The organism is Lentibacter algarum (assembly GCF_018860975.1).
Taxonomy (GTDB): Bacteria; Pseudomonadota; Alphaproteobacteria; order Rhodobacterales; family Rhodobacteraceae; genus Lentibacter; species Lentibacter algarum_A.
Genome location: NZ_JAHKQI010000001.1, coordinates 22,325 through 44,960 on the forward strand (window position 1 = coordinate 22,325; position 22,636 = coordinate 44,960).

Sequence of the window (22,636 nt, forward strand, 5' to 3'; positions counted from 1 at the left end):
CCGAGGCAACCGCCTTGATTGACCCTTGATGCGATGAGTGACTCATTGACCAATTCACCAACTAACATTCCCGATGGCGCCAAAGCCGACAAGCTCGCAAAGCCCGGCATCCAATCCATCGCCCGTGCGTTTGCGATCCTCGAAGTTATCGCTGAAAGCCGCGATGGGATTTCCCTCGCCGAATTGAGCAAAGCCGTTGAATTACACAACAGCACGGCCTTCCATCTGGTCAAAACCATGACCCAGCTTGGGTACGTTCGCCAAGATCCAAGCAACAAAAATTATTTCCTCGGTCGCCCGCTCTATCAACTTGCCGCGGCAAGTCGGGGCGACGAACAGCTCGAAGAACTCAGCAAAGAATTTGTCGCCCAACTCGCCGAACGTACCGGTGAAACCGCGCATTTTGCGGTCCCTGCCCGCGACAACGTCATGATCGTATCGAAATTCGACGGCAGCAGCGCCTTCAAACTCAGCGAACGCCTTGGCGAAGTAAGACCCTGTTACTGTACGGCGATTGGGAAAATGTATCTTTCAACGCTCTCCGACAGCGACCTAGAAGGCTACCTCAAGCGCGCTTCCTACGAAGCATGTGCGCCAAACACAATCACCGACCCGGACCGCCTGCGCGAAGAAATCATGACCATCCGCAAAGAAGGCATCTCCTTTGATGACGCCGAATACCACCCCGAGCTGCGCTGCGCGGCGGTTCCCGTGTACGACATCAAAAATAACTTTGTCGGCGCCATTGGTATCTCCGGCGCGGTCTGGCGACTATCTCTTTCGGCCCTTCAAAACAAGGTTCCGATCTTGCATGAAATCAGCCGTCAGATGTCTTTGGAATTAGGTCACCGACCCGCTAAATAGCGGATCTGTACCCCATTTCATAAAGCTGCGCACAGCTATCGAGCAAACCCGCATCCGGATTTGGCGCAATAATCTCAAGCATCGGCTTTTCACGATAGCCAATCTCGGCCAAAACAGGCGGCACCGTTGCAAATGGCACATCGCCCATGCCAACGGCATCATGTTTATAGACCTTTTGGTTGGTGTCCGAAAAGTGAACCAACTTAAGTCGGTCCGCCGCCATTCGCAGCTCTTCACAGGGGTCCATGCCAATGAAATGGCCATTCGCCACATCGTAAATCACCCCGATGTCATCATTTCCATAATCCGCAAGCATCTTCATCAAATCCTTCACGGCGGGCATATAGGCAAACGGCATGTTTTCCATCAAAATCGTTACCCCTGCCTTCTCGGCCACGGGGGAAAGGCGATCCAACGCCGCAAACGTATGCCCAATCAACTCCTCGCGCGTCGGCGCAAACAGCGGGTTACTTTTTCCGGGCCCAACAATCATCCCGGAGGCCCCGATTTCGCCAGTGAATTCCATGAACTGCGACAGCAACCCAAGCGTATAATCGCGCATCTCCGGCGAGGCCCCCGCAACATTGATATCAATATTGGGCATATTGACCGAAACAATCCGCAAGTCGTTCTTTTCAATCACAGATTTCAGATCTGACAGCTCGTCCTTTGACATTTTATGTGGCCAAAGATGGCCCGGATACATCATCAGTTCAAAGCTATCGAACCCCTTATCGGCCAAGTGGCGAAGACAATCCGCCGCCGTGTAATCCAAGGTATAAGAATAGGTGTTAATACCAAACGTTTTATTGACGTTAGACATTGATCGTTCTCCGGTATTTAGGGGTTAAACTGGCTGTGGAAAATCGCGCCACGTGTACTTTGGCGCATATCCAAGTTTTTCGCGGGCACGGTTGATATCAAACACCGAGGCCGTTGGATGGTTCTCATAAACAGACGCATCGCGCACCTCTGGAACCTCCCCAAACCGCTCCTTCAACATCTCAAGCGTCGGACGTACATTCAGCCCATCTGCGGCGGCAATGTAAAAACTGTCAAACGACCCATCCGCAACTTCAAGCGCCAACTCAAACCCTTGGGCAACATCCTGTGGCGCAACATAACTCCAAAGATGGTAGTTGTGAACGTCGGCGCCACGCGCCCCCAACTCGGGGTATTCAGGCTCAAAAACGATATGCGCCGGACAGATTGAAAGCACCTCAAGCTTGCCGCGCACCGAAAAACTTTTGCCAATCGCATGCGTAATTTCTTTCGTCAGCGAGTAAACTTCGCTGGGGCGCATGGGGTGGTTTTCATCGACGGGCAAATACTGAGGTGGCCAACCAACTGGATTGTAATGCAAGCCTGTTGCCGCATCACTGCCCGCAATCACCGCCCGCTTAACGCCAACCGTTTCCGCCGCCTGAAGCAACGTCCAGGTCCCCTTGGTATTCACCTCGAAACAGGCCTCTTCGCTGGCCGTACGCGGATTGGGAACCGCCGCTAAATGGATCACATAATCGGCCCCCGTAAGCGCCTCGGTCATGGCCTTAAGGTCGCAAATATCCACGTCAAGATAGGCCACATCCGCCGCGGCGGGCGCAATCCGGTCAATGACCGTAACGGTGTATTTTTCCTTCAACCGATCCACAACAAAGCGGCCCAACCGGCCACTGCCTCCCGTGATAACAAGACGTTTCTTTGTCATACTAATTTCTCCTTTTCACCGATGTGGCCGTTCCGCCCATGTAATGGTTTTCAGGCCATAATCTCACATTAAAAAACTCAATGCGATAATGTCGCAATATCAGAAAGGCCAATTTCCGTCAAGCAATCCTGCCGCGAAACCGGCCCTAAAACCCTTAGAAAATCGCGGTTTTTCGCGCATCATAGGCCGCCTCAAACCCAAGAACATCCCGCGCATGGCGAAGATCATAAAGCGGCGCATGGGGGGTATCATCATAAACTGCCGGATCGCGAATCTCCGGCACATAGCCAAGCCAGTTCGCCAACCGTTCCAAAGTGGGTTCCGGCGACAACGTCACATTGGCCGAGAGAAAAAAGCGGTCAAACCCACGGTACTCCATCTCGAGCCCCAACTGAAAAGCCCGCGCAAGATCGCGCGGATCTATATGATGCCAACACGGCCCGCCACCCGCCGAAGACGGCCCGCCAACGCTCGGCCCTTTGTAGTTCTCTGGCGCCAATGCACGGGCGCGAATCTCGTCATGCATCTCTGGATAGGCCACAAAAACCGGCCGCATCACCAGCACCTCAAGCTTGCCCCGCGCCGCGAAACTACGGCCCATCTCCTCGCCTAAAACCTTGCTAAGCGCGTATGGATCCGTCGCATTCAGCGGATGATCGAGGTCAATCGGCAGGTATTGCGGCGGCACCATCGCCCCCTCCGCCACCGTAAATCCAACAACGGAATCACTCGAACAAATCACCACCCGCTTAACGCCCGCCTCCTCGGCCGCGTTCAGCAAATTATAAAGCCCGACAACATTAACCTGCATTGTCTGCGCGCCCGTGCCCGACCAAATATTGGGAATCGCCGCAATCTGAACAATCGCATCCTGCCCCGCAACGGCCTCCTTGAGAGAGTCGGCATCCGCCAGATCGCCAAGATGCCAATCAATCGCCGCCGTCCCCGCCTTAAGGTCAAAACCGCTCACGTCATACTGTTCCTGAAGCTGGCGCACCGCATGCTGCCCCAGCAAACCCGCGGCCCCCGTTACCAGTATTTTCTTAAACGACATCGCCGCTACTTCTCCCTAAATCCCTGGCCCCAACCGCAAAGTAACTAAGGCCAAACCGTTTTATGATGGCTTCTTTGCTGGCTTCAATGCGCCAAAAACCCAATCCCAACTGCGCCCTATCGCGCGCCTTACCGCAAGGCTCTGAAGACAAAGAGACAGAATGATAAGCCCGATCAAAACAAGGGAAACAGGGCGATTCACGAAAGGTTCGATGCTGCCGTTAGAGCCAAGCAAGGCACGGCGCAAACTCACATCCGCCATCGTTCCCAACAAAACACCAATAACCATTGGCGCCACCGGATAGCCGATTTCTTCCAACAAGTAGACCACCAAACCAAAGCACATCATCATGTAAATATTAAAAATGCTCAGCCCCAACGCCCAAGATCCCAGCACCGCAAGAAAAACAACAATCGGCATCAAAACCGACACCGGCAAGCGCAGCACCAAACCCGATACACGGGCCATCATGATCCCGAATATGAAAATCCCGATCGCGGCCCAAAACAACATCGCGGCCATCTCAGCAATGAAATTCGGGAACTCAAAACTCAGCATTGGACCGGGGCGCACACCGTGCAAATTTAACGCCCCAAGAAGCATCGCGGCGGGCGGCGAACCAGGAATTCCCAGCGCTAACACCGGAATGATCGCCCCTCCTATACAGGCATTATTCGCCGTTTCCGACGCCACAACACCCGAGAGGTTTCCCGTCCCAAAACTCTCGGGATCTGCGTCCGCTTTCTTCGCCGCATCATAGGACGCCCACGCGGCAATATCTTCGCCCACGCCGGGAATAACCCCAACGCCAACGCCCATTAGTCCCGCGCGGCCAATCGCAAATTTTCGCCGCCAAAGCTCGCGCCATTTAGGCCGAAGGTTGGTGACGGATTTAACCGCATCGGCCTTCTCTTTTTGATCGCGCAACACGCGCATCACCTGCGGAATTGCAAACCCCCCAAGGATCACCGGCACAATATCAATGCCCCCTGCAAGCTCCGTCAAACCGAAAGTAAACCGCGGAAATCCTTGGATTGTTTCCATCCCAATCGAGGCCACCAACAACCCGAGCACGCCAGCAATCCAGCCTTTCACCGGCATATCTGGTGCAGTGAGCGACCCACAAATAAGTACCCCGAAAAGCGCCAACAAAAAGAACTCAGCCGAGGTAAATTGCAACGACAGTTCGATCAAAATCGGCGACAGCGCAATCAACGCAATGAGGCCAATGATCGTGCCCATCGCCGACGCCGCCGTGGCAATCGAAATCGCCTCTCCGGCCCGACCCTGCTTGGCCAATTGATACCCATCCAAGGCCGTTGCCGCCCCCGCCGCACTGCCCGGAATCCCTAAAAGAATCGACGCATGCGACGGCCCGTAAATGGCACCAACATACGAACCAATGAGCGCGGTCATCGCAATATCAACCGGCAGTCCAAACGTCACCGTGCTCAGCAACGCAACCGCCAATGTTGCGGTCAATCCGGGCAGTGCCCCGAAAATAATACCAACAATCACTGCGATCGCCATAACCCCTAAGTCAAGCGGGTTCGCAAGAGCAATGATCTCATGAAAAAATTGAAGCATGTGGTGTAATTCCTCCCTTTGTCGCAGGTATCATGGCATGGGGACATAGAGGAAAACGTGGAAAAGATATGTGAAAACAAACGGAACCCCTGCCGAAACAGCAAAGGTCACAAAAATTTTCTTGCCAAGCTTGCCTTCGCCATCGCCCCACCAAAAAAGTGCAATCGTCAGGAACAAAAAGCCACCGCTTGCGAGCAGAAAGTTCACCCGACCGACCGCCGCAAAAACGTAAATCGACATCAAAAGCGTAATCAGAAGCACGCGCTGGACGGGCCGGTTTTGCGGCAATCTGCCAAACCATCCCACCGTCGAAGACCACAGGCCCTCACAGCCGCCCTCTTTGATCGCCGTCACCAAAACCCGTAAATTGAACACAATCAACAACACCCCAATCACCGCTGGAAACAGTCCCGGAGACACATACCATTGATCCGATGATCCGGTGACCGTGCTGCTCCAAGGCATGCGCGTTGCCCCATAAACAACAATGCCGCCCAGCCCGATCATTGCACTCGAAGCGACGATATCCGCCCGCCGAAGGGGTTTATGTGCCAGCATTGTATTCTCCTGTACTTAATTGAAAGTCGTCGGCGCCGATAAGGGCGCCGACGTTCTAGCCTAAGGGCGCTCAATGCCCAGCGTATCGGGGGAAATCGTCGCAACGCCCAGATCAAAAAGCTTCCAGCTCATGGCTTTTTCCATCGCTAACAATGACGCCTCTGCTTCCTCGCCATACTGACCATATAGATTAAACTGGCGCTCTTTTGCCAACGCCTGAATCTTCGGATCGTCCATGGATTTCACAAAAGCCGCATCAATCAGCGCAATCACATCCGCCGGCGTATCCGCAGGAATTGCCATGCCCAACCATTGAACAGCAGGAATGTCCTGAATTTTAGGATACTTGATTCCCGCCGCAGGAATGACCCCAAGACCATCAAAATCATAAGGCTCCATTTCAATCATCCCAAGCGGCCGCAACTTGCCCGCCTTCAGGAATTCGGCCTGCTCGGCAATACCGGAAACAACAGCATCTACCTCGCCGGTCAACCCCGCCATATGCGCAGGGTTTGTGCCATCAAACGGAATGTAGTTCAGGTCTACATCCGCCGCTTGCCCCAAAGCAATCGCGCGCATGTGCCAAACACAACCAATCGCGCAATGCCCGATCCGAACCGATTTAGGATCTGCGCGCGCCGCCTCGATCAAATCATCAACCGTCTTAAATTTGGAATCCGGCCGAACCGAAATTACCCCGGGCGCACCCGCAACCATGTACCAGCGCCAATCCGCCGTACCAGTTTTGTGAAACCCCATTCCTTTGACAATCTGCATCGCCTCGGATGCGCCAAGCCAAGTGTGGCCATCATGCGGCTGGTTCCAAACGTGGTTCATAGCAATACCGCCACCGCCACCTGTGCGGTTGGAAACGTTAATTTTCCCGCCAAGGTGCTTTTGCATGGCTTCGGCCAAATAGCGGTTCGTCGTATCCGTACCGCCCCCCGCCGAGGCCCAAACCGACGCATCAATCGGACGTGACGGAAAATCCTGCGCAAAGGCCGCATTCGAAACCAGCACCGCACTCGCGATGACGATCGCCTTCTTTAGTGACTCCGTGAAAAACATTGTATCCTCCTTACATTGCATTTTTGTTTGGATGTATGGCCCCTTTCAAATGGGGCTTGCGCCTCTGCCGCTCCCTACGACATATCACGCGACATACTTCTCCAGCCTCCTGAACTGGACCAGATCTGAAACTGGACTTTCCGCCCTTCAGATCGCCGTTCGAGAAGCGTATTCGTGTCTATTGCTCCCCGTCAACTCATATTGTTAAATAAAATAACTATTTATTTCACAATATAAGATAATTGCTGTAACTCCTTGTTAATTATGTATTATATTTGCCATTCCGATGAAGAAATGGCCGTTCGTACAGCCCGAGCTAAAAGGGGTTGGCCAAAAATCAGGGACAGATGAGCGAAAGCTCTGATATAGTTAAAAGGCACCAACCAAATTCTACATTTGCACAGCCTCATTTAGCGAACCAAGAACGAGAAACAGAATCCCTCGTCGCAGTTCTTTGAGCCAATAGGCAATCCATTTCAGTTCTTGAAAATCGGCACAAGCCGCCCCAATCATCCAAGCTTTTCGTGGCTCGTGCGCACGCGCCAATCGCAGCGGCAGATGTCTTAGACTTAAACGTCTTGAGGCGGATTTTGGAAAATGGAAAGGCAATTTTGGTGCCCTAAGGCCCCGCCTGTTTTCTGCTAGTCGAGCGCGAAACCGGGCCATTGACCACCGGCCACAAGCTCCCGCACGGTCGCGCGAATTTCGCCGTGTACCGCAACCGACGCCTGACTCATTTGATCGGGCAGGCGCGAATATAAAAAGTTCTGGCGCTTCAAGGCCGGATTCTGAAACGAGAGATGCCGAAACCGCCGACCATCGGCGCCCTCGCGCATAATCGCGCCCATCGGTTTGATCGTTCCACCGAGGCCCGACTGAACACAATCCATCACCAAAGAAAGGGAATCCACTTGCACAACCACCCGCGATTGCAGGCCGCGACTCTCTATTGCGGCGTCGATACGCTGGCGCAATCCGTGGTCCCGCGTCGGAAGGATTAAGGGAAGATCGCTGATTTCGCTCAGGTTGACCGTCTTTCGATCTGGCGCAATCAGCGGGCTGTTTTCGGCCAGAATTAAGAAAAGTTCTTCGGTCATTAGGGGCACTATCTGCATGTCCGCCGCCTCTTCGCCGGAAAAGAGCACCGCCATATCGAGCTGCCCCAGCCGCATCATTTGCGCCACGTGTCCACTCATTCCCTCGACCACTTTCAACAGAATTTCGGGGTAACGCTCGCGCACGCGCCGCACCAACGCCATCCCGATCGAGGCAACCGTTGTCGCAGGCAATCCAACCGCGACAACCCCAGAAATCGTCTGGGTGTCGCCGCGCGCAATTTCCATCGCATGATCGAATTGGCGCAACACAAAACTGCCATGCTGATATAGCGCCAAACCGGTTTCCGTGGGCTCCACACCCTTCGAAGATCGGTTGAGCAGAGGGCGCCCCGCATCGGCTTCCAGTTTGGCCAATTGCTGGCTCAACGCGGGTTGCGCGATGTGCAATTCCCGCGCCGCAGAAGAGAGGCTTCCACACTCCACGATCTTTACAAAGTTGCGCAGTTGCCGAATGTCCATATAGGCCCCCTAATGCAACGATGTCGCACGGGCTCCCGAATGTCCAGAAAATCTGCGCCGCTTGGGTCATATGGAAAAGCTCACCACTCGTTCCTCTGACATTTCTTGCATGGCGTAATGCGGCCCCTCGCGGCCAAATCCACTGTCCTTGGACCCGCCATAAGGCATCGAATCCCAACGCGACGACGAGGTCTCATTCACATGAACGCCCCCAACCTGAAGCTGGCGCGCCGCCAAAAACGCATCATCCAGCCGGTTGGTAAACAAGCCCGTAGCTAACCCGTATGGTGTATCATTCACGCGCTCCAACGCTTCGGGAAAGGCGTCAAAACTTTCAATACAAATCACAGGGCCAAAAATTTCCTCACAGCCAACTTTCATCGCGCGCGAAACCCCGCTCAACAATGTCGGCGCAACAACGGCCCCCGAACGCGTCCCGCCCGCAAGGCACGTCGCCCCGCCCGCAACAGCTTCGTTCACCCAAGCCTCAACCCGCTCGGCATCTGCCAAACTGATCAACGGACCAGTCGTGCAATCGTCTTCCGAAGGATCGCCATATTTCAACGCGCCGACAAGGGCGCCCATCCGCCGCTCAACCTCGGCCTTCAAACTCTCCTGAACCAACAGAATTTGCACCGAGGTACAAACCTGCCCCGCCTTGCGATACCCCGCCCCAACAACTTTCGGCAGCGCCAAATCCAAATCGGCATCCGCGGCCAAAACCGTAAACGCAATCGAACCAAGCTCCATCTGGGTCCGCCGCAACTCCGCCTGCGCTTGGATTTTACGGCCAACGCCGGTCGAACCGGTAAACGCAATATATCGCACCCGCTGGTCTTTCATCGCGGTTGCAACGGCAGCGCCGCCCCCATGGAAGACCTGTAGCATGCCGCTCGGCAAACCCGCCTCCAAGAACAACGACGAAATGAAACACGCGGTGCGCGGTGTCTGTCCCGCAGGCTTCAATATAACCGCATTGCCCGCCGCCAACGCTGGCGCAATCTTGTGCGTCACCGTATTGAGCGGCGCATTAAACGGCGTCACCGCCAACACAAGCCCAAGCGGAATACGCAACGTGAACGCTGTACGTTTCGCCTGCCCTGCCGCTCCGGCCACGGGCAACACATCGCCCGCAAAACGGCGCGCTTCCTCGGCGGTCAACCGCAAGGTCTGAATGGTGCGCCCAATTTCGTTGCGGCAATCAGAAACCGTAAACCCTGTCTCCGCCTGCATAACTTCGCGACACTCCTCAGCACGCTCCTGAAGCAACCCCGCAACCCGATCAAGGATCGCACCGCGATCATGCGGCGACAACCTATCCGCGCCAAAGGCAGCAACACCCAAATCAATCATCTTTTGAATTTGCGCCTCGGTACAGGCGGGAAGCTGGGCGAATGGTTTCAGGTGAAACTTGTCCAAAATATCCTGCGATGCCCCCGCGCCTTCAACCCAATCACCGCCCAAAAGCATGCGGCACTTGGGCAGGCCATTGGCCACTTCAGTCTCAAATTCATACGTCATTTTGCTCTCCTAGGGCCAACGCCCAACCCACCAGTGGTTTAAACCATCCGCGCGGGTCGGGTCTTTTGACAACTATACGAGGCCCGCAAACATTGCGGAAATACAGTTTTCTTTTGGGGCCATAAGAAAACCGCATACCCTCCCTTGCTCGCATTAGTCTGGCAAAATCTTCAAATCGGCAAACTCCCAAGTGTTACGCCCCATTTGAAATCCTACAAACGTTTTGGGTTCGGATTGAGGCTACCCGGCATCATCGAAAAGAGCCCGGTTGGATCATAGCACCGTGACAATCCAGACCTTCAGACCCAATGACCATTTCCGCTTGCCGGTATTTTGCGGTCAAAGCAGCCCAATGCGCTCGCGCAGATTGCCTATCCTAGCCTCTTCAGGCACCAGTCATTCAATCCTATGCTATCCTGCTGGTGTTAGCGCGGTGCCGACGTCTGGGTTTGGAGGGAGGATTGGAGGGCATTTTATGCAAGAGAACATTTACCTGCAGTCACCCCTAAGCGCAAAGCCTGGAACAAAGGACGGATCATCAGACAAAAGCGACCGCTGTTTCCATGATCGACCACACATCTCAACGCGGCAATACGGTCGGCTCGTCCGTGATTGGGTGACATCGATTGGGTTGGAACCGAGCGCCTATGGCACTCATTCACTGCGCCTTACCAAGGCTGCGGAATTCTACCGCAAAACCGGTAACCTTCGCGCTGTGCAGCTTTTGCTTGGCGATACGAAGGTCGCTAGCACAGTGCGTTCCCTTGGTGTTGAACTGGAAGATGCTCTGAGCATCGCTGAGCGGATCGACATCTAACCCATGTTGGCGGGCGGCACTCGCCGTTCGCTGATTTAGAACAGACCTACGATTTCGCAGCGGCATGAGCGAAAACTTCGTGCTGCCACGCAGCGGATCAACCGGCCATCCGTGGATTTCGCAGCATGGATCAGGCATCGAGTTTGCAAGATGCCGGACTATACGACCATTCGTTGTTGACGTTTGCCGGGACGGCTTCTGTGTTCACAGAAAAAACGGTATTCGCACGGCGTCATTCATACAGACCGGACGGCAAGTGGCCCCTTTTTGTCGGTTCGCACAACTTCGGGACGCGTAGTTTTCGCCGTCATCGCCAGTGTCTCAAGGCTGCGTGGTCAAAAGGCTGACTTCATTATGGCGCATGCTGCTAAGCTCCGTCAGGATGGCGCTGGTAGACATCAGGGGCAAAACGTTAAGAATTTTCTGCTGACCATAGTCGCACTTCCCCCATAGGTCGCGCCGGTTACCGAGAGTTTCCTACTGCCATCCTTCATGGCCCTAAAGGGCCAGGCGGCGCATCGGGCGCACGGTCTTTCCCTACACAGATGTGTCCCGTTTATTCCGCTCCAGAGACGGTGTTAGGGAACAATTGTTGGACCAAATGCCAAACCAACGCGATTGCCTCCTGACGATCAAATTCATCTGGATGCAAATGATAGTCGGCCCAAAGACCCTCAAGAGTTGCCATTAATAATGCAGCCGCCATCGTTCCGTCTTTTTCCGACACCCCCTCATGCTTTGCGAGATCGGCACAAATCCGATTGAACATGCCTGTCAGCGGCTCTTCACGGGTGCTGATGTAGGGCAGATAGGCCGCTCGAGACTTAGCCTCGGACCTGAACGCAAACCAAAGTGTGATGTTGGGTTCGTTCAGAACCTCAACGCTGAAGTCCGATAAAACCAAAGCCCTGAGTTGCGAAAGCGGGTCAGGAGCAGCTTGCTCCAATGCGCGCTGCCACAGAACCGTGTATTCGGCAGAAAGCTCCTTTACTGCCTGCTCAAGCAAGTTTTCCTTTGAGTCGAATCTGGTGTTGATCATACCGCGTGATAGGCCGGATAATTCCTGAATCCGGCCAATCGTTGCACCGCGGACACCGTATTTATGGATCGCTTGCTTGGCAGCTGCGATCAGTTGCTTGGTGTGACGTTCTTTGGAAATATCCCTTGCAGTCAATGACATCTGTGTAAATTTCCCGTCATTTCTGTTGCTCTGCCCCGTTCAGTTCACCCTATCTGCCACAGTGTAGCAGTTCAAATCAATCGTTGACTCTGAATGAACGGACATACAATATGTGATTATTGTTACATAAGGTGAGATGATGGCACCACTGATAAACGACTTCACCCCTGCGAAAGACTGGGACAACGCAAACTTTGTCCACCCTTGGGAAGGTATGGAAGATATCGGTAACAATTCGCGGACCTTTGCTGAAAGTGCGCACGGCATCTACATCACAACCGAAACCGGTGCCAAATTGCTGGACGGTCCTGCGGGCATGTGGTGCATGCAGTTGGGCTACGGAAACGGCGAAATTGCTGATGCTATGGCAGAACAAGCGCGCAGCCTTGCGTATTTCTCCCCTTTCAACAATTCGAATTCGGCGAGCGCGCGGCTCGCGCATGAGATTGCGCAACGGACGCCTGGCGACCTGAACCGCGTCTTTTTCACGACCGGTGGATCAACGGCAGTTGATACAGCCCTTCGGTTCATTTGGTTTCGCAATAATGTGCTGGGTCGGCCAGAGAAGAAGCGCATTATTTCGCGGCAGAAAGCCTATCACGGGAGCACACATCTTGCGGCTTCTGTCAGTGGCAAAGAACGTGACAAAGGCTGGCTTGACCAGATGGACATCGCTCATTTCCTGCCCAATGTGAATCCGTTTGTGCGCCCAAATGGGATGAGCATAGATACATTTTTGGATGAAAAAATAGCTGATCTTGAGAATGCCATACTGGAGCTGGGACCCGACACGGTCGCGGCCTTCATCGCGGAGCCAGTTCTAGCTTCAGGTGGGGTGATCGTCCCGCCCAAAGGCTACCACAAGCGGTGTCTGGAAATCTGCCGCAAATACGATGTTCTGTATATTTCGGACGAGGTCGTCACGGGCTTTGGTCGTCTGGGCCACTGGTTCGCATCCGAAGACGAATTCGGGATCGTTCCCGACATTATTACCTGCGCCAAAGGCATGACCGCGGGCTATGCCCCGATGGGTGCGTGCATTATTTCGGATGCCCTGATTGACAGCATATCGGGCGACGCATCCCAAGGTGCTACGTTTTCAAACGGCTACACGTTCTCGGGCCATCCAGTGAGTGCTGCAGCCGCGCTCAAGACCATAGAGATCTTTGATCGTGACAACCTTCTGGATCACGTCCAATCGATTGCCCCCCTATTCCAGAGCCGCCTGCGAAGCCTGATGGATTTGCCTATCGTCGTAGATGCGCGTGGCGTTGGGCTGGTGGGCGCAATTGAGTGTAGTCTTGGCGGGACTGGCGCGGAAAAACTGGAACGGGATTATGTTGTTGGCGGGCGCATTGATGCGCGCTGTCAGGAACTTGGTCTTCTGGTCCGCCCGATTATCAACATGTGCGTGTTCTCTCCGCCTCTCATCTCGACTGAAGACGAAATCAACAAAATATTTGATCTGCTGGAACAAGGCGTGCGCCTTGCCACGCAAGATCTAAAGGCCGACGGCCTGATGTAGTCAAATACACGGGGAAGAAGCGCAAACAGCCACCCCATTACCAAGAACAATGATTTTTCATTGGCCAACACAAGGGAAGAAAAAATGAAGACACTTACTTACGCCACGCTTTTGGCAACGGCATTTGCATTGCCCGCCACGGCAGAAGAACTGCGCATTTTCAACTGGTCCGATTATATCGGTGAAACCACGATTGCGGACTTTGAAGCCGAAACAGGCATCGACGTGATCTATGATCTCTACGATTCCATCGAAACGCTTGAGACCCGCATTCTGGCCGGTGGATCGGGATATGATGTGGTGTTTACCAGTGCGCCGTCATTGCAGCGTTTTAAACAATCCGGCCTGCTGAAACCGCTTGAAAAACACGCCCTTGCAAACATCGGCAACATTGACCCCGCGATAAACGAACGTCTTGCGGCCTATGACGAAAACAATGCGCATGGTGTTCCTTACATGTGGGGCACGATTGGTCTGGGCTACAATCCGGCACTGGTGGACGCTGTACTGCCAGACGCGGACATGTCCGACCTTGCGACCTTTTTTGATCCTGAAAAGGCCGCCAAACTGGGGGAATGTGGTCTTTCTGTGATTGATTCACCAAACGAAATTTTCGGCCTTGCGCTGACCTACCTGGGTTACGAACCCGATACAACAAGCCAGGAAGAAATCGATGCGGCCACAGATTTGTTGTTGGGTGTACGTCCGCACATCCGATACTTTAACAGTGTGAAACACATAGATGACCTTGCCACTGGCGAGATTTGTGCATCGCTCGCCTATAGTGGTGATGCATCTATCGCTGCCTATGCAGCGTCTGAGGCCGACAATGGCACCGAAGTGCTGTACAGTATTCCAAAACAGAAAACGTTAATCTGGATCGATGCGATTACGGTTCTTGCGGACGCTCCAAATCCTGATGCTGCAAACAAGTTTTTGGACTATATCATGCGACCACAAGTGATCGCGGATGCAACCAACTATGTGTTCTATGCCAACGCCAACAAGGCTGCCTTCGAACTCGTTGATCCTGAAATCACCGGTGATCCAAACATCTATCCTTCGAACGAAGTGATCGACGGGTTGTTCCCTGATGTCACCCTACCCAACCGCGCACAACGTATGCGCACGAGGGCATGGACCAAAATCGTAACTGGAAATTGAATCAACCAATGCCGGCTAGCGGGCCGGCATTTCCTGTTTTGGGGGACACCATGGAAGATGCCGCGCAACAGGCCGATGTCAAGTTAGGCCAACCAGACTTTATCCAATTCAAAGATGTCACAAAGAAGTTTGGTGATTTCACGGCCGTGCAGAACGTGTCTTTGGACATTCGCGAGGGCGAAATATTTTGCCTTCTAGGCGGGTCTGGCAGCGGCAAGTCGACGTTGCTGAGAATGCTGGCGGGGTTCGAAACCATCACCGACGGACGCATCATTCTGGACGGTGAAGACGTCGCCGGCGTGCCGCCCGAACGACTGCCCCTGAACATGATGTTCCAGTCTTATGCACTGTTTCCGCATATGTCGGTCGAGCGCAACGTGGGCTACGGGTTGCGCCGCGACGGTGTGCCCAAGGCCGAGATTGCGACCCGCGTTGCCGAAACACTTGAGTTGGTTAAACTGACGGATTTCGCGAAGCGCAAGCCCAGCCAATTGTCAGGTGGTCAACGCCAGCGCGTGGCCCTTGCGCGGTGCATCGTCAAAAAACCCAAGGTGCTGTTGCTCGACGAACCCCTTGGCGCGTTGGACAAAAAGCTGCGCGAAGAGACCCAGCAGGAACTGCTGAACATCCAGCGCACCTTGGGCTTAACTTTCATTATCGTCACCCACGATCAGGAAGAAGCCATGACCATGGCGGACCGGATCGGAGTGATGAACCTTGGCCAGATTGTGCAGGTCGGCCCACCCCGCGAACTCTATGAACAACCAAACAGCCTTTTTATTGCTGATTTCGTCGGCGCGCTAAATCGGTTTGACGGAGTCGTCACGTCGCAGGTTGGCGAAAACGCCCAGGTGCGCGTGCAAAATGGCATGACTCTCAAAATACTGTCGCCCTACGAATTCAACGAAGGCGAGCGCGTCAAAGTAACAGCGCGCCCTGAAAAGCTATCGGTATTTCCTGCGGATTCCAACGAAGCCCCGACCGCGCGCAACGCCCTGCAAGGTCAGGTGACGTTCGTAGGCTATATGGGCGATCAGACCGATTATCGCGTCATGTTGGATGGCGGCGTCGAGGTGAAAATCACTGAACAGAACCACCATATGTCTACCAAAATTGCGATCAGAACCGGCGACAAAGTACGCGTGGATTGGCCCGCACGCAGCACAGCGTTGTATTCAGCATGACCGCCCTTTTGCGAAAGTCACGCGATCGGCTTGGACGCGGGTTTGTCTTGCTGCCTCCCTTTCTTTGGATGTTCCTGTTCTTTCTGGTTCCTTTCCTATTCGTCCTCAAAATCAGCTTTTCGGAAGCGATCATCGCTAGTCCGCCCTTCGCGCCGCTGTTTGAATACGACCCCGACGAAGGCGTCGTGCGCGCGGTTTTGCGGTTCTTCAATTATGGATATCTGATCGACGATGATCTGTACCTGCGGGCCTACTTGAACTCTCTCAAGGTGGCGGCAGTATCCACGGTCATCTGCCTGCTGATCGGCTATCCCATGGCCTTGGCCATCGCGCGGTCGCCCAAGGCCAGGCAACCGCTGCTGTTGGTCCTCATCATGCTGCCGTTCTGGACCAGTCTGTTAATCCGGGTCTATGCGTGGATCGGCATTTTGCGCCAAGACGGTGTGGTGAATAATATCCTGATGGGGCTGGGTGTGATCGACGAACCCTTGGTCCTGCTCCAAACCGTGTTCGCCACTTACGTCGGCATCGTTTACGCCTATCTACCGTTCATGATCCTGCCGCTATATGCGGTGCTGGAAAAACAGGACACGTCCCTGCTTGAGGCCGCGCGCGACCTTGGTGCCAGACCCATCGTGACCTTTATGTCGGTGACGCTGCCGCTATCAACCACCGGTATTATCGCGGGTTCCATGCTGGTATTCATTCCGGTTGTAGGCGAATTTGTGATCCCAGCCCTGCTGTCAGGCAATAGTACTTTGATGATCGGCAAAGTGCTGTGGACTGAATTCTTCTCGAACCGAGATTGGCCCGTCGCCAGCGCTGTGGCCATCGTCATGCTGGTGGTGTTGCTGATCCCGATTATGATTTTCCAGAACCAGCAATCAAAAGAGAGGAATTGAGCCGTGCCAAGATTTCTCAAAATATCGCTCTGGATTGGCATGGCATTCCTTTATGTGCCGATCTTCGTTCTAATTATCTACAGCTTTAACTCTTCACGCCGCGGGTCCGTTTGGGGCGGGTTTTCAACCCATTGGTATGGTGAGTTGTTTCGCGATGAAAAAATCTTGCAAGCGGCATGGATCAGTTTGAAAATCGGAGTTTACAGCGCCACGGGTGCCACTGTGCTGGGCGTTTTAGCCTCTGTCGTTTTGGTGCGGTTTGGCGCATTCAAAGGCCGCAGATTGTTCTCTAGCCTTGTCTCGGCTCCGTTGGTCATGCCCGAAGTCATCACAGGCATCTCGCTGCTGCTTTTATTCATATCAGCTGAACAGTTCCTGGGCTGGCCCGCCCAACGCGGCATACTGACAATCACTATTGCACATATCACCTTTTGCACCGCCTTTGTGATTGTCGTAGTGCAGCCCCGCCTTGCGGATATGGATAGCTCACTCGAGGAAGCCTCCCGCGATCTGGGAGCGGGACCCGCGACCACGTTCTGTCTTGTGACATTGCCCATCATTGCACCAGCATTGATGTCTGCGTGGTTGCTGGCGTTCATTCTGTCTTTTGACGATCTGGTTATCGCGTCGTTCACGTCAGGGCCGGGGGCCACGACATTGCCGATGCTCATCTTCTCGAAAATTAAAATCGCCGTCTCACCTGACGTCAACGCACTGGCCACTCTGATCATATTGACCGTTGGTATAGCGCTGACCTTGGTGATGCTTGGACTTAGAAAAGGACGTAAACAATGATCAACGGACAGGAGAACCGCCGCGCCCTGATCGAGGGAAACGCCGCGCTGATCGTTATCGATATCCAGAAATCCAGCTTCTACGAAGAAGACGACGGATCAATCGCGTCTATGCCGGATTATTCCAAGCGCATGGCAAAAACGCGCATCGCAATCGACAAGGCTCGCGATGTGGGCATTCCCGTGATCTTCATTCAGGAAATCCACCGCGCCAATCTCGTTGATTTCGGCCGCGAGTTGGACGGCGATGAAGACATCCATCTGCTCGACTGTGACGAAGGCACGGACGTGGACGAAGCCGTGTTGGGCTACCGCCCCGGTGTTGATTACGTCGTACCCAAACGCCGCTACTCCGCCTTTTATGGCACCGATCTGGAAATCCTGCTGAAGGGGTTGAAGGTGAACACCTTGCTGCTGACGGGCGGGCTTACGGATGTTTGTGTGCATTTCACTTTTGTTGACGGGCATCAGGGCGACTACTTCTGCCGCACCATCGAAGACTGCGTTGCAGGCTCTGGCCAAGACGCACATAACGCCGCACTCACGTCGATGGAGTACTTGCAACACGGCGGCGTGCGCAGCCTCGTAGACGTGTTGGCTGCGATGGATGCAGTAAAAACCCGATGAGTGCGCCCAAGAACTATATGGCGGCGTGTCTCGCGCTTTTGTCGACTGCGACGCTCAGCTTTATCGACAATTTTGTGATCGTTGTCGCGGACCACGCAGGCCTCTGGCAATTCCAAATTGCCCGCGCGATCATGGCCATTCCGTTGTTAATCATCGGGGCGAAACTGATCGGTTTGCAACTGCGGCCCAAGCGCCCGATCAAGCTTGCGGTGCGCAGCTTTGTGGTCGCGATTGGCTTGATGATCTATTTCGCGGCATTGGGAACCTTAAGCGTCGCACAAGCAGGTGCTGGATTGTTTAGCGCCCCGATATGGATCGCGCTGTTGGGGATTGTGTTGTTTGGTCAACGCTTGAATATCTGGCAGTTGGCCTGTGTTATGGTTGGGTTTGCGGGGGCTTTGCTCATCCTCCAGCCTGATTGGGCCGACCTGACATTCTGGTCGCTATTCCCGATCGTTGCGGGGTTCTTTTACGGGCTGGGCATGATGCTGACGCGCTATTGGTGCGCCGACGAAAACCCCGCGTCGCTTGCCATCGGCGTCTTTGCCGCGCTCGGACTGACGAGCATCCCGATGCTGGTGGCGATGACGGCCCTTTCCGACCCTTCAGAGGTCGCCTTTCTATTGCGCCCCGCCACTTTCCCGACCGCAACATTTCTGTGGCTCACCTTGTTCCAGGCAGTAGGCGCATTGTTTGCAGTGTCGCTGATCGCAGAGGCCTACCGCACGGGGACGCCTGAATTTGTAGCGATCTTTGAGTATTCGTTTCTGATCTTCGCAGGCTTATGGGGATGGATGCTGCACAGCACGATCTTAGGCCCGGCATCATGGGGTGGTGTGGCGATTATCATCATATCGGGCGTCGCGATGACGTGGCTTACCCACTCAGACACCTATTTCTTGAGGAAAGAAGGATCACACCATGACGCTTGATAATTGGCTCTCCGATCATCCCGAAATCGACACCTTCTTGCTCTGTGCACCGGATGTGAACGGCATCATGCGTGGCAAGGCACTCCCGGTCAGCGACGTGAAGAAAATTGAAGCAGGCGGTGTTCGCATGGCTTTGTCATCCGCCACGGTGGATGTCTGGGGAAACGAAATCATGGGGTGCAGTCAGGTCGCTGAAACGGGCGATTGTGATGTTGTAATGCGCCCCACGGGCCGCACGCCGATCCCGTCGGTTCTGAACCCTTCGCACGCGTTGTTGCTCGTTGATTACTGGATGGATGATGGCACGCCGATGCAAACCAGCTGTCGCCACGCGCTGATCGCGTTTCTAGAACGGTTCGCGGAAAAAGGTTTGCGCCCTGTTGTGGCACTAGAGTTCGAGTTCTACCTGCTTGATGGCAATGCAGAAGGCTTGGCGCATCCCTGTTCCCCAATAACAGATCGCTGTTTAATCGGGCGCGAGGCGGGGCAGATCGATGATCTGGAACATTTCGCCACCGTCCTTGCAGACATTAAACGCAATTGCGCAGCGGCGGATATCAACGTCACCGGCCTGAACTCCGAGAACTCGACTGCCATGTTCGAGGTGAACCTGGATCATACGGACGATGTTTTACGCGCCGTCGATGACGGGATTTTCCTGCGCCGCATCATCCGCGACACCGCCGTTTCACACGGGCTTGGTGCCACGTTTATGGCCAAACCATTCCCTGAATTGGATGGGTCCGGCCTGCATATGCATTTTAGTCTTTTGGACGACGCTGACCGTAATGTATTCGATAATGGTGGTCCTGTAGGCACGTCGTTGCTTGGCCACGCCGCCGCAGGCCTCTTGCACCACATGGACGACGTGCAGATGATCATGGCCCCGCATTACAGCTCGTTCAGGCGCGTTCAACCCAATGCCTATGCCCCTACAAACATCTGCTGGGGTTACGACAACCGCTCTGTGCCCGTCCGCATCCCCGGTGGCGATACGCGCGCGCGCCGGATTGAACACCGCCTCGCGTCTGCGGATGCCAACCCCTACCTTGTGGCGTTGGCCATACTTGCCTGCACACTTGACGGCATCAAACAAAAAATGACGCCACCCGAACCCGTCATCGGTGCATGCTACGATCAAGGTCACCCCAATGTGGTCCCAAACATGCACGACGCTTTGCGCCATTTTAGCGAAAGCGCATGGGTCAAAACAATTCTGCCGCCGCTGTTCCTTGAGGCATACATCAATTGCAAAGCACAGGAATTGGCCGCGTTCGAAAACCAGATCACACCCCTTGAAATCCAGACCTACCGAGACCGCGTATGACGACCGATCCCAAATATGCCATTCTGTTCGAACCTGTCAAAATCGGCCCAGTGACCGCCCCCAACAGGTTTTATCAGGTGCCCCATTGCAACGGTATGGCGCATGCGCGCCCCAAAGCGTTGGCAGCAATGCGCGGCGTCAAAGCCGAAGGTGGCTGGGGCGTTGTGTCGACTGAAGAGGTTGAAATTCATCCCAGTGCGGACATTGGCCCCTCGATCGAGGGCCGGTTGTGGAGCGATGATGACATCCCCTATCACGCCAAAACGGTTGAGGCGATCCATGCACATGGGTCGCTCGCTGCGATCCAATTGGCCCATAACGGCATGTACGCTGCCAATCTTTACAGCCGCCTTGCCCCGATGGGCCCGTCCCATCAGGCAGTCTTGTCGGGTGCATCCGAGCCTGTGCAAGCCCGTGCGATGGACAAGGACGACATACGCGCCTTGCGCCGTTGGTATCGCGATGCAGCGCGGCGGGCGCAAATCGCTGGCTACGACATCGTCTATATGTATTCCGGTCACGGGCTGACCACGCCAATGCACTTCCTGTCGCCGACCCTGAACACCCGCACTGATGAATATGGCGGCAGCGTGGAAAACCGCGCGCGCCTTATTGGTGAGCTGATCACAGAGATCAAAGAAGAGGTCGGCCAGACCTGCGGCGTTGCCTTTCGATTTGGCGTGGATGAGTTGAAAGGTAGCGAAGGCATCACTTGGGATCAGGAAGGCCGCGCGGTGGTTGAGATGTTCGCCGAACTGCCCGATCTGTGGGACGTTAACATTGCAAGCTGGGCAAACGACAGCCAGACCGCGCGTTTTTCCCCCAATGAGGGATACCAGACGGATTACACCAAAGAAGTGAAATCGCTGACCACCAAACCCGTTGTGGGTGTCGGCCGCTTCACTTCACCCGATGCCATGGTCAGCAAAATTCGTGGCGGCCTTCTGGATATGATCGGCGCTGCACGACCGTCCATCGCGGACCCGTTTCTGCCCAACAAAATCCGTGACAACCGCATCGACGAAATTCGTGAATGCATCGGCTGCAACATCTGCGTGTCCGGCGATATGCTATCAGCCCCCATCCGTTGTACCCAAAACCCGACGATGGGCGAAGAATGGCGCCGCGGTTGGCATCCCGAACGCATCGCCAAAAGCGACGAACCCGAACCGGTATTGATTGTCGGCGCAGGCCCTGCTGGGCTTGAGGCCGCGTTGCAACTGTCCAATCGCGGCCACTCCGTCACCATCGCTGAAGCGACAAAAGACCTTGGCGGGCGCGTATTGCGCGAAAGTCGCCTGCCGGGGATGGCATCATACATTCGCGTGGCAGATTATCGATTGCACTACCTGCTGCAACGTCCCGAAGTTGAGATTTACCGCGACAGCGAACTCACGGCAGACGACATACGCGATTTCGGGTTTGACCACGTCATCCTTGCGACCGGATCCCATTGGCGGCGCGACGGAATTGGGCGGGCGCAGCGCAAAGCCATAACTGGGTTGGATGCGCTGCACGTCATGACACCTGATGACATCATGGACGGAGTTTCGGCCAAAGGCCGGGTCATTGTTTACGATCTGGATCACTATTATCACGCAACCACAATCGCTGAAAAACTGCGTACCGAGGGCCATGACGTGGCTTATGTCTCCGATGCCGCCATCGTCGCACCCTTTACCGCTATGACGCTGGAACAATCGCGCGTGCAAGCCAGCCTCTATTCGAACGGCATAGACGTTCATCTGAATCGCGAAATTGTAGGGGCTGGTGCAAATGGTATTCTGACACGCTGCCCCTATTCCGGCCGTGAAGAAGACATAGAAGCCGACACGCTGGTTCTGGTAACAGAACGTCAGCCCAATGATGCACTCTATCTTGCGCTCAAGAACGATCACGCGGCGACGGGGATCAAAACGCTCACCTGCATCGGTGACGCATATGCGCCCAGCACAGTCGCGGCAGCGATCTATGCCGGACACAAAGCGGCGAGATTGTTTCCCGACTTTGACAGTGATCCCGCTGAATTTATTTGGGAACGGCCATCACCGGATTAAGGTGCCCGCACCAAAGGTCCGTCCATTATGGTGGAAAGGTAGACACTTCCAGCAGGCCCTTGCACCTGCGAACGCAGTCTTGAAGACGGGGTTACAGCAATGGTTGTGATCAAATTTCGTTGAGTTTGCCCAATACTGTTTTACGTCAGCGCCCATGGGTCAAAATAGGGCGATTTGTACAGCTCTAAGC

General features: G+C 54.5%; 19 protein-coding genes and 1 pseudogene. 11 read left to right on the top strand and 9 right to left on the bottom strand.

Translation table 11 applies throughout. The annotated features are described in order from the left end of the window. Window positions 1–45 precede the first annotated feature (45 nt). Window positions 46–864, top strand: coding sequence for an IclR family transcriptional regulator (locus KO498_RS00110; protein ID WP_215957837.1), 819 nt, complete (start codon window positions 46–48; stop codon window positions 862–864). Here KO498_RS00110 and KO498_RS00115 read toward each other — a convergent pair. The 8 genes from KO498_RS00115 to KO498_RS00150 all read right to left on the bottom strand — a co-directional run bounded on the left by KO498_RS00115 (window position 857) and on the right by KO498_RS00150 (window position 9,937). Next, a complete protein-coding gene (locus KO498_RS00115; RefSeq protein ID WP_215957838.1) occupies window positions 857–1,687 on the bottom strand; it encodes a sugar phosphate isomerase/epimerase family protein in 831 nt (276 codons plus the stop codon). The genes KO498_RS00110 and KO498_RS00115 overlap by 8 nt on opposite strands. Window positions 1,688–1,711: 24 nt before the next feature. Continuing rightward, entirely contained in the window at window positions 1,712–2,572 is an 861-nt protein-coding gene (locus KO498_RS00120) for an NAD-dependent epimerase/dehydratase family protein (RefSeq protein ID WP_215957839.1), read from the bottom strand. A 154-nt stretch (window positions 2,573–2,726) separates the two neighbouring features. After that, the gene (locus KO498_RS00125; protein ID WP_215957840.1) at window positions 2,727–3,626 is read right to left on the bottom strand and encodes an NAD-dependent epimerase/dehydratase family protein; all 900 of its coding nucleotides are present in this window, start codon (window positions 3,624–3,626) and stop codon (window positions 2,727–2,729) included. Window positions 3,627–3,686: 60 nt separating this feature from the next. Beyond that, window positions 3,687–5,213 (bottom strand): tripartite tricarboxylate transporter permease, encoded by a 1,527-nt coding sequence (locus tag KO498_RS00130; protein ID WP_215957841.1) that lies wholly within the window; start codon window positions 5,211–5,213, stop codon window positions 3,687–3,689. A 30-nt stretch (window positions 5,214–5,243) separates the two neighbouring features. Continuing rightward, window positions 5,244–5,771: a tripartite tricarboxylate transporter TctB family protein gene (locus KO498_RS00135; RefSeq protein WP_215957842.1), complete on the bottom strand. Its 528-nt coding sequence runs from the start codon at window positions 5,769–5,771 to the stop codon at window positions 5,244–5,246. A 60-nt stretch (window positions 5,772–5,831) separates the two neighbouring features. Further along, complete coding sequence (locus KO498_RS00140) at window positions 5,832–6,839, bottom strand: Bug family tripartite tricarboxylate transporter substrate binding protein (RefSeq protein ID WP_215957843.1); 1,008 nt, start codon at window positions 6,837–6,839, stop codon at window positions 5,832–5,834. A 641-nt stretch (window positions 6,840–7,480) separates the two neighbouring features. Next, complete coding sequence (locus KO498_RS00145; protein WP_215957844.1) at window positions 7,481–8,416, bottom strand: LysR substrate-binding domain-containing protein; 936 nt, start codon at window positions 8,414–8,416, stop codon at window positions 7,481–7,483. 66 nt (window positions 8,417–8,482) lie between these two features. Then, complete coding sequence (locus tag KO498_RS00150) at window positions 8,483–9,937, bottom strand: aldehyde dehydrogenase family protein (protein ID WP_215957845.1); 1,455 nt, start codon at window positions 9,935–9,937, stop codon at window positions 8,483–8,485. Window positions 9,938–10,496: 559 nt separating this feature from the next. Between KO498_RS00150 and KO498_RS00155 the strand changes: the two are divergent. Further along, window positions 10,497–10,754 (top strand): annotated as a pseudogene (locus KO498_RS00155) (integrase); the annotation flags it as partial. 556 nt (window positions 10,755–11,310) lie between these two features. Here the strand turns inward: KO498_RS00155 and KO498_RS00160 are convergent. After that, window positions 11,311–11,934, bottom strand: coding sequence for a TetR family transcriptional regulator C-terminal domain-containing protein (locus KO498_RS00160; RefSeq protein ID WP_215957846.1), 624 nt, complete (start codon window positions 11,932–11,934; stop codon window positions 11,311–11,313). Window positions 11,935–12,073: 139 nt separating this feature from the next. On the opposite strand from KO498_RS00160, the gene KO498_RS00165 reads away from it, so the two are divergent. The 9 genes from KO498_RS00165 (at window position 12,074) to KO498_RS00205 (ending at window position 22,446) form a co-directional block, all read left to right on the top strand. Further along, window positions 12,074–13,459: an aminotransferase gene (locus tag KO498_RS00165; protein ID WP_215957847.1), complete on the top strand. Its 1,386-nt coding sequence runs from the start codon at window positions 12,074–12,076 to the stop codon at window positions 13,457–13,459. An 84-nt stretch (window positions 13,460–13,543) separates the two neighbouring features. Further along, complete coding sequence (locus tag KO498_RS00170) at window positions 13,544–14,623, top strand: extracellular solute-binding protein (RefSeq protein ID WP_215957848.1); 1,080 nt, start codon at window positions 13,544–13,546, stop codon at window positions 14,621–14,623. A 50-nt stretch (window positions 14,624–14,673) separates the two neighbouring features. Then, complete coding sequence (locus KO498_RS00175; protein ID WP_215957849.1) at window positions 14,674–15,807, top strand: ABC transporter ATP-binding protein; 1,134 nt, start codon at window positions 14,674–14,676, stop codon at window positions 15,805–15,807. Next, complete coding sequence (locus KO498_RS00180; RefSeq protein WP_215957850.1) at window positions 15,804–16,709, top strand: ABC transporter permease subunit; 906 nt, start codon at window positions 15,804–15,806, stop codon at window positions 16,707–16,709. The genes KO498_RS00175 and KO498_RS00180 overlap by 4 nt, the downstream gene beginning before the upstream one ends. Before the next feature lie 3 nt (window positions 16,710–16,712). Next, complete coding sequence (locus tag KO498_RS00185; RefSeq protein ID WP_436835918.1) at window positions 16,713–17,504, top strand: ABC transporter permease subunit; 792 nt, start codon at window positions 16,713–16,715, stop codon at window positions 17,502–17,504. Beyond that, window positions 17,501–18,130 (top strand): cysteine hydrolase family protein, encoded by a 630-nt coding sequence (locus tag KO498_RS00190; RefSeq protein WP_215957851.1) that lies wholly within the window; start codon window positions 17,501–17,503, stop codon window positions 18,128–18,130. Before KO498_RS00185 ends, KO498_RS00190 begins: the two co-directional genes overlap by 4 nt. Then, window positions 18,127–19,062 (top strand): DMT family transporter, encoded by a 936-nt coding sequence (locus KO498_RS00195; RefSeq protein WP_215957852.1) that lies wholly within the window; start codon window positions 18,127–18,129, stop codon window positions 19,060–19,062. Before KO498_RS00190 ends, KO498_RS00195 begins: the two co-directional genes overlap by 4 nt. Next, complete coding sequence (locus KO498_RS00200; protein WP_215957853.1) at window positions 19,052–20,389, top strand: glutamine synthetase family protein; 1,338 nt, start codon at window positions 19,052–19,054, stop codon at window positions 20,387–20,389. Before KO498_RS00195 ends, KO498_RS00200 begins: the two co-directional genes overlap by 11 nt. Further along, window positions 20,386–22,446 carry an FAD-dependent oxidoreductase gene (locus KO498_RS00205; RefSeq protein ID WP_215957854.1) on the top strand — a complete coding sequence of 687 codons (2,061 nt, stop codon included), beginning with the start codon at window positions 20,386–20,388 and terminating at the stop codon, window positions 22,444–22,446. Before KO498_RS00200 ends, KO498_RS00205 begins: the two co-directional genes overlap by 4 nt. The last annotated feature ends 190 nt before the right edge of the window (window positions 22,447–22,636 follow it).